At 43.9% G+C, this 13,851-nt stretch carries 11 protein-coding genes; 7 read left to right on the forward strand and 4 right to left on the reverse strand.

Annotated features, from left to right (window positions below):
• Positions 1 to 257 precede the first annotated feature (257 nt).
• Complete coding sequence (locus R7Q38_RS08415) at positions 258 to 1,799, forward strand: diguanylate cyclase domain-containing protein (protein WP_239938416.1); 1,542 nt, start codon at positions 258 to 260, stop codon at positions 1,797 to 1,799.
• Between the two features lie 83 nt (positions 1,800 to 1,882).
• Positions 1,883 to 2,413 carry a 3'-5' exonuclease gene (locus R7Q38_RS08420; protein WP_005377684.1) on the forward strand — a complete coding sequence of 177 codons (531 nt, stop codon included), beginning with the start codon at positions 1,883 to 1,885 and terminating at the stop codon, positions 2,411 to 2,413.
• A 241-nt stretch (positions 2,414 to 2,654) separates the two neighbouring features.
• Here R7Q38_RS08420 and R7Q38_RS08425 read toward each other — a convergent pair whose 3' ends face one another.
• The 3 genes from R7Q38_RS08425 to R7Q38_RS08435 all read right to left on the reverse strand — a co-directional run bounded on the left by R7Q38_RS08425 (position 2,655) and on the right by R7Q38_RS08435 (position 5,586).
• Positions 2,655 to 3,095, reverse strand: coding sequence for a TerB family tellurite resistance protein (locus R7Q38_RS08425; protein ID WP_017820644.1), 441 nt, complete (start codon positions 3,093 to 3,095; stop codon positions 2,655 to 2,657).
• Between the two features lie 190 nt (positions 3,096 to 3,285).
• On the reverse strand, positions 3,286 to 5,226 hold the full coding sequence (locus tag R7Q38_RS08430) for an alkaline phosphatase D family protein (RefSeq protein ID WP_318114189.1): 1,941 nt from the start codon (positions 5,224 to 5,226) through the stop codon (positions 3,286 to 3,288).
• Between the two features lie 9 nt (positions 5,227 to 5,235).
• Positions 5,236 to 5,586: a hypothetical protein gene (locus R7Q38_RS08435; RefSeq protein WP_017634942.1), complete on the reverse strand. Its 351-nt coding sequence runs from the start codon at positions 5,584 to 5,586 to the stop codon at positions 5,236 to 5,238.
• Between the two features lie 235 nt (positions 5,587 to 5,821).
• Between R7Q38_RS08435 and R7Q38_RS08440 the strand changes: the two genes are divergently transcribed.
• Positions 5,822 to 7,126 (forward strand): MipA/OmpV family protein, encoded by a 1,305-nt coding sequence (locus tag R7Q38_RS08440; protein WP_033905356.1) that lies wholly within the window; start codon positions 5,822 to 5,824, stop codon positions 7,124 to 7,126.
• A gap of 164 nt (positions 7,127 to 7,290) precedes the next feature.
• Positions 7,291 to 7,578, forward strand: coding sequence for a hypothetical protein (locus tag R7Q38_RS08445; protein ID WP_005389458.1), 288 nt, complete (start codon positions 7,291 to 7,293; stop codon positions 7,576 to 7,578).
• Between the two features lie 94 nt (positions 7,579 to 7,672).
• Here the strand turns inward: R7Q38_RS08445 and R7Q38_RS08450 are convergent, their stop codons facing one another.
• Positions 7,673 to 8,257: an FMN-dependent NADH-azoreductase gene (locus R7Q38_RS08450; RefSeq protein WP_005377667.1), complete on the reverse strand. Its 585-nt coding sequence runs from the start codon at positions 8,255 to 8,257 to the stop codon at positions 7,673 to 7,675.
• A gap of 185 nt (positions 8,258 to 8,442) precedes the next feature.
• On the opposite strand from R7Q38_RS08450, the gene hrpA reads away from it, so the two are divergent.
• The 3 genes from hrpA (at position 8,443) to R7Q38_RS08465 (ending at position 13,806) form a co-directional block, all read left to right on the forward strand.
• Positions 8,443 to 12,429 carry an ATP-dependent RNA helicase HrpA gene (gene hrpA, locus R7Q38_RS08455; protein ID WP_262643109.1) on the forward strand — a complete coding sequence of 1,329 codons (3,987 nt, stop codon included), beginning with the start codon at positions 8,443 to 8,445 and terminating at the stop codon, positions 12,427 to 12,429.
• Between the two features lie 182 nt (positions 12,430 to 12,611).
• Positions 12,612 to 13,091, forward strand: coding sequence for an outer membrane beta-barrel protein (locus tag R7Q38_RS08460; protein WP_238844466.1), 480 nt, complete (start codon positions 12,612 to 12,614; stop codon positions 13,089 to 13,091).
• A 199-nt stretch (positions 13,092 to 13,290) separates the two neighbouring features.
• Positions 13,291 to 13,806 carry an outer membrane beta-barrel protein gene (locus R7Q38_RS08465; protein ID WP_005377661.1) on the forward strand — a complete coding sequence of 172 codons (516 nt, stop codon included), beginning with the start codon at positions 13,291 to 13,293 and terminating at the stop codon, positions 13,804 to 13,806.
• Positions 13,807 to 13,851: the final 45 nt, after the last annotated feature.

Here is a 13,851-nt window from a genome sequence, read left to right on the forward strand (position 1 = left end):
TCAGTATTGGCTCATATTTGTTCACTAAAACGATCGTCTTTGCGATCTTGCACCAAGTTTAGACATTAAAATGATGACGGATGGTAGCATATTCAAGGCTTAAGGCTGTAATAATTCGTGACTATACCGTACGAACAGCGTGAAAAATCGACGATCAGACTCCCCAATATAGGTTGTTGCTTGATGTTTGTGCATTGCTAACGCAGTATTTCAATAGATCCCGAAGTTTAACTTACGGAAGTATCAAAAATTACGATATGACACAAAGCACCGCTCATAAGAGCTTTATAAAACGACATTCAGACTCTATTTTAGCTTTTTTGGCGACTTTATGTGTCACTGCTGGTGTAGTTGGTGCTGCTTATACAATGCAGCAACGGTATACACAGACGACGTTTGATACTTTAGCCGACCGACAAGCAGAATCACTTAAAGCAAACGTCGAGAATGATCTAAAGTTCATTGGTGCGGGCGCAAACTTTTTCCATTCGATTGAGCGAAGCTATTGGCCATCGTTTCCCATGTATGCGGAACAAGTGATTAATAGCTCACGAAGTCTCATTGGGCTTCAATGGATGCAAAAGGTCGAATTCGAAGATCTTGATGAACATATTTTAAAGACCCGTCAAAAATTTCCAAACTTCCAACCGTTTACCGTTCCTAAAGATGGTCCCAAAACCTACGGGTACATTTTTGAACACAATGAGCCAATTTTTATCGCGTCGGATATCTACCCAAGAACACCGGAAAACCTTTCTCTATTGGGTTTCTATTTTTCGCGCAAACGCTTCGATTTAATCTTGGATGATATTTCCGAAAATGGGCGAGCGAATGTCTCGGATAAAGTTCGCTTACTGCAAGATGGTTATGACAAGTCCATACCTAAGACTGGGTTGCTGGTGTTCCATCCAGTGTTCGACTTCGAGAACAAATATTTATTAGGAGTAGTGACCGGTGTTATCCGAAGTACGGTTTACTTTGAGGATTTGATTACGAAAACCGCGACGGAGCTCGATATGTCGGTGCGCGTAGAAGACTTGGGATTCGACGCAGCAGATGACCCTGTTCTCTTTCAAAGTGCTAGCTGGGATAACATTCGAGGAACCGTTATAAGCCGAACCATTCAACTGCCTAACCGTGAATGGCGTATTGACTTTAAACTTTCTGACGCAGTCTCAGCTTGGGAGCGTTCTATTTTAGCGGGCACGACGCTAGCCGGATTGGTAATCGCCTTTTTGATCAGTTGGATTGTGAATTTACAGTCTCGAGAAAAAGAGCGCTTAGCGGTCATGTTGGAGCTCAAAACCGTTGAATTAAAAAGAATGGCAGAGCGAGACCCTCTAACTCAACAACTGAATCGCCGAGCATTCAACGATCACTTGCTTAATCAGATAAACAAAGGTGTTAACTTCGCCTTGGTTGGTTTTGATATCGACCACTTCAAAGTGATTAATGACAAACACGGCCATTTAGGTGGAGATGAAGCGTTGCAACATGTCACTAAGCTGGTCAGTGCTAATTTAAAACCGGGAGATAAGTTTTACCGCGCTGGTGGTGACGAGTTTTGTATTATTTCTAAAGTCATTGATAGAGCGGTGCTAGAAGCTTACCTAGAAAAGTTACGGAGTGTTGTGGCAAGTACGGCTTTTGATTATGGTGATGCGTCAATCATCTGTACGTTGAGTATCGGTGCGGTTATCCATAAAGAAGAAGATCCTGAGAGCTTGTATCACAAAATGGACAGTCAACTCTATTTGAGTAAAAAAAACGGCCGTAATAATGTGTCGATCGGCGATTAAATGGGCGCACAAATTCGAGTTTTACGCCGTGTTACGATAGAATCGCACGCTTTAAGTTTTTATGTTAGGAACCAAGGCAAACTATGAACCATAACCGTATTGTATGCTTCGATTTAGAAATGTGTTGCTGGAACGAAAATGGCGTCGGCAGCACGGGTGAAATTATCGAAGTGGGGTTAGCTGAAATAGATTTGTCTAAAGGTGAGATAGTCAAGCGTGCTCAATACTACGTGAAACCAGAACACGATGAAGTGTCTCTGTTTTGCGCTGAGTTAACGGGCATCACACCACGTAAGATTGAAAAACAAGGACGCCCACTAGAAGAAGTGCTTAAATCCATGGTTAAGAACTTCGGTGGTCGCAACAAAATCTTTGCATCTTGGGGGCGAGATGACCTCATTCTTCTAGAAGAGTGTAAGCAAAAAGGTATTGAAGCACCGTTCACAGAGTTCATCAACTTAGCGACACTCTACCGTATTCAAAATCGTCTTAAAGATAAACGTATAGGCCATCGAGCCGCTCAAGAAGCAAAAGGAATAGACTGGGAAGGGCGTCAACACTCTGGCTATGTAGATGCATACAACTTAGCTAAGCTTGCTTTGACCATGTTTTAGTTATTCGAACCTAGCTAGCTTGTAATTAAATAACCATCCAACCATTGTTGTTTTGTCATGCAGTCTGTTTAGTGTGGAAAGAGCTAAACACATACCTTGACCAGTATTTTAATAACAATGTCGTTGGCTTATTGAAAAACGCGCAGAGTGCGCGTTTTTTTATGGCTACAGAAGCGATATCTGTTGTCATTCTAGGGGTAGCTTAGAGTTAGCCAGCGACTTATATACTCATCTCGTCACTTTACTGAGACTGTAACTTCGCTCGAATGAACTCGCTGTGATCAACATAGAGTAGCTCTGCTGTTTTACGGATCACCGCGTCTTCTAGCGGGTCAATTTCGCCGTCTGCGTAAGCGACTTCCCACATGCTTTTGATTAAGTTGTAACGAGTTTCTTGAGTCAGTTCTCTTAGTTGAGAGGTAAAGTCGTACAGCGAAGCGGAATCTTTTATTTTCTGTTGCGCTTGCTCTAACAAAGTATTTGATTCCTCTTCATTTAACGAAAGCAGTTTCATCAATAAAGAGCGCTTTGTTTCTTGTTCTCTATCATCGACACTATGGTCTGCGCCAGAAACTTCACAAAGCAAACACGCGATAGCCATGTTAGGGGAAAGTGTGTTGGTTTGGCTTAAATCAGAGCCATCAATGAGTTGTTTAAATAATGATGTGAGAGAATTAAACATAATGAACACCGAGCTATTGTTTATTTGGTTAACATGGTAATAAATACGGAAGATCTCAAGGTGCGATACCAAATTTAGCACGCCGTTGACATTTAAGAACGGCCACTTTCTCCCCAAAAAAACCTAAACTCCTGAGTTAGTTCAAGGTGACTTGCCTCTTACAAAGGGCAAGTCATTTTGGGATTGATACTCAGCTTTCAGCACGTGTCGGTGGAAAATGAACTTCGTCACCATCACTCGTCAGAATACTAATTTGACTTGGTTTGCCTTCATCATCAAGGCGTAGCTCACCAATGGCACTATGGTTAACCAAGCGATAAAAGTTGTGCGTACTTGGTGCGCGTTTGTAAATCTTGAGTCGTTTACGTTTTGTGAACCAGTTTAAAGGTGAGCGAGGGCTGTATAGCAGTCTATCTAGGCCATCACACATATTGAGCAGTTGTGTAGGGAACTGATTTTTAATTCCACTACAGGTGATTTGATAGATATTCGGACTGTTTTTTCGATAGCGGAGCTTAATATCGTATGCAAAAGAGTAGTGCACGTCGCCAGAGAGAATAACAAAGTTAGTTGGTGTCTTTGTGTGTGTGAAAATACTAATAAGAGTATTCGCACTTCCGGGGTGAGCCATCCAGTTTTCAGCATCAACCATCAATGGTTTACCAAGCATGGTCACCACACGTTGTAGTGCTTCGATAAATTTCACACCAAACATTGGCGCGGCAGAAACAATAACAACCTTGTCTTGATGCACGAGCTCCTGATGGAACTCAATCATCGCTTCCCAGTCCATTAAGCCAGAAGGTTTGTTCATTTTAGACTCAGAACGCCAGCGTCTGGTTCGTGTATCTAGCACGACAACTTTTGGTGTCGTAGGAATAGTGTAGTGCCAATTCTCAAAGCGATACAAATATTGAATAAATGCATCTTGGGTTTGCGAGGTTCGCTCATCGATAAAGCGTTGAGCGAGGCTCATAAATTCATCATTGAATTTTTCTGGCGCATTTCCCCAACCTTGGCAAAGCCAGTAAGCAATCAAGCTATTACCGATAATGCGTTTTGCAAACGTGTTGCTGTATGCGGCTTGTTCCCAGCCTATGGTGAGATTCCAATCGTCGGTGACATCGTGATCATCAAAAATCATATAGGTTGGAATGTGAGCGAGTAAGCGTTGAACCTTGTCCAGACCTGCGACGAATTTATCAATTTGCTTTTTTTCTTCGCGCCATTGCTGCTGCCATTTGGGTTCAAGAACTTCTCCGCCGACAGTAAATTCGTTTTCTAACAAACGATCCGTTCGAACAAGCTTCCACAAGGTCGGAGACCAAACCAATAAGTACATTGCAAAGCACTCAGCAAAGCTTATTAGGTGATTCTCACACTCTTTGGCGCTGAATATTGGTGTCTCTCGGTGTGGAAAAAACTTACTTAGTAAACTGTCATCACTCACATAATGAGGCAACAATTTATCTCGACCATAATAGCAAGCAGGGTGTTGGTAGAGCTCATTGGTATTTTTTATCGGAGCTTGATCGAATTCTTCGCCTGGCAAACCCAATAAAGCTATGACTTGCTCAATGGCATCGAGAGTGGGGCCTGCAACATGGTCTGCATAGATTTGATCACCACTCATGATGAGCATATCCGGTCTTTCTTCAATGGATTGAGACGCGATTTTATGATCCGCAGCGACCAATGTATCATCACTGAAGTGATGGGGATTACGGCAAGAGCCATGTAGGAGATAATCCGCTTTTTCACTAACGAGGAACTCAATACCCAAGTTTGGCGTATTATCTCGCTCATAAGTCAGGTGAGGGAGCAGTTCCGTCACTAATCCATATTGCGTTTTTATTTGATAGCGTAACGCTTGATGGGTTGGAAACTCGCCTTCTAATTTAAGTAAGCAACACCACGCATTGAGGCCGATTTGAAGCTGTTCTTTTTGTTCACTTAAAGGGGCTTGATAAAGGATGGAGGCATTTTCATCCGTAATTTGCACCATACCCTCCAAGCGTTGGGTGGTGACTAGCCAAATATTGATTTCAGTTGCGGTCACTTTACGTAGGATCGGACCTGCAACGACAAGAGGAAGTGAAGAAATTTCAGTCGTGTTCATCAATGCTGGCAAAACGGCTCCTTATGTGTCAGCTTCTTCTTCTAATATTTCGATAACTTGCGAGCTACTAAGTTCATGTCCCATAAGGAACAAACCAAGCATCGCATCGGCTTTTGACGCGTTATTACTGTCTTCATCCAAAATTTGCTGAAGCCGAGTTCTAATTAGGTCGATTTCGTGTTCGACGAAGCCACGCCCTTCTTCGTCACCTTGACCATCTTCTGGTGCATTATCAAAGTGCAAAAACAACATGTCACCATCGAGTTGAGTCCCTATCAACCTCTCTGGCAGCCATGCTTCTCCCATCACAATGTCTGGGTCTGTGTCTGCGGGTAAATGATTCAAGGTAGAGATGAGTTCTGATGCTTTCACTTTTTACTTCATTATGTTTGATTTAGAACTAAGCTAGAGTTTAAGCGCTTGTTGTAATGGTAAAATATTCGCAAACAAGCTCACCTAGTCGTGCAATATTAATATGATCTTGGGACTCAAACTGTCACGAGGATGACAACATTTGCCATTGTAACGGCTATCATCAGCAGAACATAAGCTTTTAATGGCAAATCATTGATGTTTGCCTGCTTCTCAACCAACATTTTTCGAACTCATGAAGAGATTAATTCTAACAACACTCGCTTTACCTTTAGCTGCGGCAGTTTCTTCTGCGCATGGTGCAGACGAACAAACGTGGGGGATTGCTGCGATGTATCGCACAGCATCGATTCCGTTTTACACCGCCGATAATGACTCTACGGTGAGTACATTTGTACCAATGATGTTCTTTGAAAACGAACATGTGTATATCAATGGCATTGAAGGTGGCGCTTTTTTGTATAACGAGAGTGATTCCGACTGGCGCGCGAGCGCACTCATGCGATTGAGATTTGTCGATATTCCCATGTCGCTACAAAATGCTAATGAAGGGGACAGAGTCGATTTCGGTGGGCAAGTGCGTTATAGCATTAACGACACTTGGCGCGCAGAAGTAGAGTTGATGACGGACGACGAACTCCAGTTTCACTCTAATTACCGCCTTGCTGCTAATTATGTATTTGGTGATTGGGAATTAGAGCCATCGATTACGATTCGATACAAAGACGCTGATTTCAATAGTGAATATTATTCCTTTAAGGATATTACTGGCGAGAGAATTGGAGCTGGGCTTGACACCAATCTTGGTATTAAAGCGCGTTACCATGTAACTTCAAATTTGTATTTATTGGGTGAGACGAGTGTTACTCGCTTAGATGATAACGCCTACAACAGTCAGCTTGTAGAAGATCGATATCAGGGAGAAGTGTTTGTCGGTTTTGGCTTTTTCAACGATAAAAGCAAAGCTCCGAAACCGACACTGAGCAATAAAGCATATCTACGTATTGCGCATGGTTGGGCGACGCCTTCGAACATCGGTGAAATATTTAGCTTTGAGAGAGAAAAAGACCCATACGACAATCAACTTACTTCATTGTTTTATGGGCATCCATTAACGGATGAGCTGTTTGGTTTTCCTCTTGATATTTATTTAACGCCAGGGTTGGTTCATCACTGGTCGTCCAGTGTTCAGTCTGCGAGCACAGAATACGTCATGGCGATTAAGGCTTATTATACGGTTAATTGGCCTACGACTTGGCGATTTGGTGTAGCGGAAGGTGTGTCATACATTGATAGCATTACCTATATTGAAGGCACAGAAATGGAAGACAAGGGTTATACACCAAGCAAGTTGCTCAACTACCTAGATTTCTCGTTTGATGTCAATGTAGGCGATCTCTTCAACCAAAAGAGCTGGAACAATATGTGGGTGGGCTATTCATTGCATCACCGCTCGGCGATTTTTGAAAGCGCTTCGCAGTTTGGGCGAATTAAAGGTGGGAGCAACTACAATACTATTTATTTCCAGTTCGAGTTTTAGCGCATCACGAGATGCATATAGGTCGGATTTGCAACTGACTTATTTATCGCCCATTATGAGTAATGATGAATAATACTATGCTGCTTTCAACGAGAAATTTCGTATATCGTGCCAGAGTTAAGGCTGTTTGTGATGCATCTGATGAATCGGATGGCATAAGCACCATGAGTATCGACTCCTCATTCAATCTTCAAATTGAAGCGATAAATTGTACCAACGCTGAATTTGCCAAACGCTTTTTTGCCATTCACGGAGAAGGGCACTTGGAGGGCGATGAATGGTTGGTGCTGTACGTCAACTCTCTTGACGTTAAGGCGGGAGACAATATAGAAATCCGTAGCGATGTCGCGTTTAATGCGATGATCGAGAATATGATAAGCGAAGCTGAGCGGTCTTTAGAAAAAGTCTACCTCGATGCAATACGCAACTTGGAGAAAGTGAATCGTTTTTGACGATGTAAGAGACCCTATAAATACGATCAAGGCATAAGGATCCAAAAAGGGATTGGCGCGAACCAATCCCTTTTGTATTCTGGTTTCTTCTAACTTACGCCATTGTTGCAAGTTGGCTTTGCGCTTCTGAAATGCCTTTTGCAGCCGCATCTTCACCCATGTTTAGCGCTTCTGCGTAAACAAATTCCACATCAGTGATTCCTACAAAACCCAGCACAGTGCGTAGGTATGGCGTAACGTTGTCAGTTGGTGAATCTTTATGAATACCACCACGAGTCGTTACTACAATCGCCTTTTTACCTTCAATCAAACCTTGAACGCCGTTTTCTGTGTATTTGAATGTCACGCCTGCACGAGCAATCAAATCAATCCAGTTTTTAAGCTGAGTCGGAATGGTGAAGTTGTACATTGGTGCAGCGATAACCAAAGTGTCTGCGGCCTTTACTTCTTCAATCAAGGTATCAGACAAGTCGACAACCGCTTGTTGTTCTTGTGAAAGATCTTCCGTTGCGCGAAGTGCAGTGGCAACGGCGAAGTCCAAAACTGGCAGTGGGTTTGCAGCCAAATCACGAACGGTCAGTTTGTCTTGGTCTACATTTTTGATGAAGTCTTCAACCAATTTGTTTGATTGAGAGTAATCGCCAAGGATGCTTGATTTTAGAGCTAGTACACGAGACATAATGGTTATTCCTTAAATAAGTGCTTTCGACTATGGGAGCCATTATAAGCAAGGTAAGTGAGTTCAAAAGCCTAGCGATTCGCTTAACATGTTCGAAAAAATTGAATGAGCTTTCGGTTATCTTGTTGCAGACCTTGTGTGATACAATCCGCGCAGTTTTTGTAATGAAAAGAATAGGAAACGCTTTGACTTCGTCACAGCCCCCAAAAAAGACCCCCGTTGAAGAGCAAGCGACACCGTCAAATGGTGCGCAAAAGGCGACAGCGAAACAAGCTCAAACACCTCAGGCTCAAGTGAACAGCGCGGCATCTCTGCGTAAAGCACTGAATCAGTGCATGATGCGCGACCGTTTTCGTTTGAGTAAAAGAATCTCTGGTGCAAGCAAAATTAAGAAGGACGCAGCGCGTAACGCTGTGTTTGATGAAATCGCATTAGACATTGCTAAATCGATGATGGTTGCGGAACAACGCAGCAGCTACAAGCCAACGATTGAATACCCAGAAATCCTGCCAGTCAGCCAAAAACGCGACGACATTGCGAAAGCGATCGAAGAAAACCAAGTGGTTATCGTTGCGGGTGAAACCGGTTCAGGTAAAACCACTCAGCTACCAAAAATCTGTGCTGAGCTTGGTCGCGGTAAGTTTGGTCTGATTGGCCACACTCAGCCTCGTCGTCTTGCTGCGCGTTCGGTTGCGAACCGTATTGCCGAAGAGATGGAAACCAAACTGGGTGAGTTTGTTGGTTACAAGGTTCGATTCAACGATCAGATCTCTGAAAACACCCAAATCAAATTGATGACAGACGGTATCTTACTGGCTGAGATTCAACACGACCGTTTCTTGAATCAATACGACACCATCATTATCGATGAAGCGCACGAGCGCAGCCTTAACATCGATTTCATCTTGGGTTACTTGAAAGAGTTGCTACCACGTCGTCCTGATTTGAAAGTGATCATCACGTCGGCAACCATCGACCCAGAGCGTTTTTCAAAACACTTCAACAATGCACCAATTATTGAAGTGTCAGGTCGTACTTACCCAGTAGAAACGCGTTACCGCCCACTAAGTGGTGATGACGACAACGATCGTGACCAGCTTGAAGGTATTTTCGAAGCGGTAGACGAACTGTGTGATGAAGGTTTAGGTGACATCCTGATCTTCATGAACGGTGAGCGTGAAATCCGTGATACCGCTGATGCACTGTCTAAACGTAACCTGAAGAGCACGGAAATTGTGCCGCTTTACGCGCGCTTGTCGGCGGGTGAACAGAACAAAATCTTCCAACCGCATGCTGGTCGTCGAATTGTACTGGCAACCAACGTAGCAGAAACCTCGTTGACGGTTCCGGGCATCAAATACGTGATCGATCCGGGTACAGCGCGTATTAGCCGTTACAGTTACCGTACTAAAGTACAGCGCCTTCCAATTGAGCCAATTTCTCAGGCGAGCGCGAACCAACGTAAAGGTCGTTGTGGTCGTGTGGAAGAGGGTATCTGTATCCGTCTGTACTCAGAGGAAGATTTTGAGTCACGTCCGGAGTTTACCGATCCTGAGATCCTGCGTACTAACCTAGCATCGGTTATCTTGCAGATGACGGCACTTGGCTTGGGCGACATTCAAGCGTTTCCATTTGTGGAAGCGCCGGATAAACGCAACATCCAAGACGGTGTTCGCTTGTTGGAAGAGCTTGGAGCGATTAACGCCGAAGCGAAGGACGCGAAAAAACGCTTAACCAGCATTGGTCGCCAATTGGCTCGCTTGCCTATCGACCCGCGTCTCGCACGTATGGTTTTGGAAGCGCCAAAATATGGTGCACTAAAAGAAGTGATGATCATCGCAGCGGCATTGTCGATTCAAGATCCGCGTGAGCGCCCTTCAGACAAACAACAATCGTCAGATGATAAACATCGTCGTTTCTTCCATGAAGAGTCGGATTTCCTGACATTTGTGAACTTGTGGGATTACATCCAGAAGCAGCAGAAAGCGCTGACGGGCAACCAATTCCGCAAACAATGTAAGCAAGATTACTTGAACTACTTGCGCGTACGTGAGTGGCAAGATGTGTACTTCCAGATTCACCAGTCGATGCGTGAAATGGAATTCAAACTTAACGATGAGCCTGCGTCTTACCATGGCGTACACAGTGCCATTTTGGTTGGTTTGCTGTCGCACATCGGCATGAAAGACCAAGAAAAGAATGAATATCAAGGCGCGCGTAATGCTCGTTTCCATATCTTCCCTGCATCAGGTCTATTCAAGAAACAGCCTAAGTGGATCATGTCTGCTGAGTTGGTGGAAACCTCAAAACTTTGGGGTCGTATCATCGCAAAGATTCAGCCAGAATGGATTGAGCCGTTAGCTAAACACCTTATTAAACGCAGTTACAGCGAACCACATTGGTCGAAGAAACGCGCTGCGGTGATGGCGCACGAAAAAGTGATGCTTTACGGCGTACCAATCGTACCGAAACGCTTGGTCAACTACGGCAGTATCGATTCGACCGTAAGTCGCGAAATCTTCATTCGTAGTGCATTGGTTGAGGGTGAATGGGAAACCAAACACGCGTTCTTTAAGCAAAACCGTAAGCTTCTGCAAGAAGTGGAAGAGCTTGAGCATAAATCTCGTCGTCGAGACATCTTAGTGGATGATGATGAGCTGTTTGATTTCTATGACCAACGCGTTGGCACCGAAGTGGTTTCTGGTAAGCATTTCGATACGTGGTGGAAAAAGGCATCTAAAGAAAATCCGGAACTGCTGAACTTTGAAAAAGAGATGCTGTTCAAGGGTGATGCTAGCCATGTGACCGATTTGGATTACCCGAACTTCTGGCATCAAAATGGTTTGAAGCTCAAATTGAGTTACCAATTTGAACCAGGCGATGATAGTGACGGTGTCACAGTGCATTTGCCGTTGCCGATTTTAAACCAAGTTGAACCAGCGGGCTTTGATTGGCAAATCCCTGGTTTGCGCCATGAGCTTGTGGTCAGCTTGATTAAATCGTTGCCAAAGACAATTCGTAAGAACTTTGTGCCTGCGCCAAACTATGCCGATGCATTCTTAGCACGCGTCACGCCAATGGAAGCGCCGCTGCTAGATTCATTAGAGAAAGAGTTGCGACGCATGACGGGCGTAGAGGTACTGCGTGAAGACTGGAACTTGGAACAAGTACCTGAGCACTTGAAAGTCACGTTCCGTGCGGTTGATCATCGAAATCGTAAACTGAAGGAACATAAAGACCTTCATGAACTGAAAGAAAGTTTGAAAGACAAAGTTCAAGAAACGCTTTCCAAAGTTGCGGATGACGATATCGAACAGCAAGGTCTGCATACGTGGAGTTTTGGCGAATTGCCGAAAGTGTATCAACAAAAACGTGGCGGCTACGATGTAAAAGCGTATCCGGCACTTGTTGATAGCAAAGACAGCGTTGAAATCAAACTCTACGAAACAGAGTACGAGCAGATAACGGCAATGCGTGCTGGTCAGCGTCGCCTAATTTTATTGAACGTACCGTCGCCAATTAAATATTTGCACGCCAACTTACCGAACAAATCGAAGCTGGGTCTGTACTTTAATCCATACGGCAAAGTGCTTGATCTGATAGATGACTGCATTGCCTGTGGTGTCGATAAGCTTATTGAAGAGCAGGGTGGTTTAGTTTGGGAGCCAGAGAAGTTCGAAGCGTTGAAAGAACACGTTCGTGCTGAATTGGGTGACACCGTTGTAGAGATTGCTCAACAGGTTGAGACTATTCTGACCACGGCGTTTAGCATCAATAAGAAGCTAAAAGGCAAGATCGACTTCACAATGGCGTTTGCTCTGTCCGATATCAAAGCACAAATTGAAGGCTTGATCTTCAAAGGCTTTGCAACGGAATGTGGCTGGAAGCGCTTGCCGGATATTCTTCGCTACATGCGCGCGATAGAGCGCCGTATGGAGAAGTTGCCAATCGATCCAAACAAAGATCGTTTACATATGCTGAAGATTGAATCTGTGACTCAAGACTATAAAGAGTTGCTGAACAAGATCCCGAAAGGTGTGGCCATTCCTGAAAATGTAAAAGAAGTGCGTTGGATGGTTGAAGAACTTCGCGTGAGTTACTTTGCTCAACAATTAGGCACTCCTTATCCTGTTTCTGATAAACGAGTCAAAAACGCGATTGATGCTTGCTAATCAACCAGTAAAATAGTGTCAGATTTGTAATTATCGCTTAAGAAGTTGCTGGTACACTAATTGCTAGTAACTCAATAAGCATTATTTTTTAGTTCTGGGAGGCAATAGTTCGCCTCCCTTTATTTGTAGTACCAACGACTGAGTTATGCAGACGTGGGAATAATAAAGAGTAAAGGTAGATGATGAAAAAAACTCTATTAGCAGTGGCGCTACTTGGCGCATCTTCTGCGGCAATGGCGGATTCTTGGATTTACGGTGGTGCAACAGTAGGTCAGTCTGACTACAAAGGTGAGACGGACACATCATACTCTGTTCACGTTGGTACAGGCATTCTACCTATCATTGGTGTTGAAGCTGGTTTAACACAGCACGGTGAGTTCAACGTAAATGGTCAAGACACTAAGCTAACTTCTTACTACGCAGCACTTAAGCCAAGTATCGACTTCGGTCCGCTACACGTGTACGCAAAAGGTGGTTTCCATCAGTGGGACAAAAAAGTGAAAGGCGGCAAAGACGATGACGATTTGGACCTAATGTACGGTGTGGGTGCTGAGTACTTCATTTTTGGCCCAATGTCTGTTGGTGCTAGCTACATGAACTACACTGCTGGTAAAGACGATATCAGCACGTTCTCTGTTAACGCAACACTACATTTCCTATAAGCGTCAAGCTTTCTAACACCATATGAAACACACCGGCTTTATGTCGGTGTTTTTTTGTCTGGAAGTCACAAAACAAAAGTTGAACATAAATTATTCACTTTTAGAGTCTTAAAATGCCTATGCTTTCCAATATATAGTGGCGATTAAATGCGCATATTTGCGTAATGTTTCGCTTAGGAATCGATCAGGAAGGGATAGTATGAAAAAAACACTCTCGTTATTCGCTCTAACGTTGTGCTCAACGTCAGCAATGGCTGACTCTTGGATTTACGCTGGTGGCCAAATTGGTCAGTCCGATATCGACAGCGAAAATGATACAACTTATGGTATTCATGTCGGTACTGGTATTTTGCCATTCATTGGCATTGAGGCAGGCTACTTTAACCACGGCAAAGTGGATTTATCTTTGAGTGGCAGCAGGGGTAGTGCTGATTTTGATTCATTCTATTTAGCGGCGAAACCTAGTATCGACTTCGGCCCGTTACACGTTTACGCAAAAGGCGGCATCAATGCATTCAACGTTGATTATGACGGTGGACTTAGAAACTTAGACAAAGATGATGGCGTCTCTTATATGTATGGTGTTGGTGCCGAATACTTCTTGCTTGACAATGTGTCTGTGGGCGCGAGTTATCAAGCGTTTGGCGTGGATATTGAAGGCGATAGCGATACCGTTAGCAGCGTAACAGGGAACATCACCTTCCATTTCTTATAACGCTCGCTGGATGAAAGGTTTGCTGATTTGGTTTCGTCGTTAATT

Origin of the sequence: Vibrio sp. Vb0598, assembly GCF_033338935.1 — a bacterium.
GTDB classification, from domain to species: domain Bacteria; phylum Pseudomonadota; class Gammaproteobacteria; order Enterobacterales; family Vibrionaceae; genus Vibrio; species Vibrio alginolyticus.

Excerpts from the sequence above, each read along its gene's own strand:
- R7Q38_RS08425 (WP_017820644.1), bottom strand. The coding sequence starts at position 3,095 with ATGTTTAATTCTCTCACATCATTATTTAAACAACTCATTGATGGCTCT.
- R7Q38_RS08460 (WP_238844466.1), top strand. The coding sequence starts at position 12,612 with ATGAAAAAAACTCTATTAGCAGTGGCGCTACTTGGCGCATCTTCTGCG.
- R7Q38_RS08450 (WP_005377667.1), bottom strand. The coding sequence starts at position 8,257 with ATGTCTCGTGTACTAGCTCTAAAATCAAGCATCCTTGGCGATTACTCT.
- R7Q38_RS08465 (WP_005377661.1), top strand. The coding sequence starts at position 13,291 with ATGAAAAAAACACTCTCGTTATTCGCTCTAACGTTGTGCTCAACGTCA.
- R7Q38_RS08415 (WP_239938416.1), top strand. The coding sequence starts at position 258 with ATGACACAAAGCACCGCTCATAAGAGCTTTATAAAACGACATTCAGAC.
- R7Q38_RS08440 (WP_033905356.1), top strand. The coding sequence starts at position 5,822 with ATGAAGAGATTAATTCTAACAACACTCGCTTTACCTTTAGCTGCGGCA.
- R7Q38_RS08445 (WP_005389458.1), top strand. The coding sequence starts at position 7,291 with ATGAGTATCGACTCCTCATTCAATCTTCAAATTGAAGCGATAAATTGT.
- R7Q38_RS08420 (WP_005377684.1), top strand. The coding sequence starts at position 1,883 with ATGAACCATAACCGTATTGTATGCTTCGATTTAGAAATGTGTTGCTGG.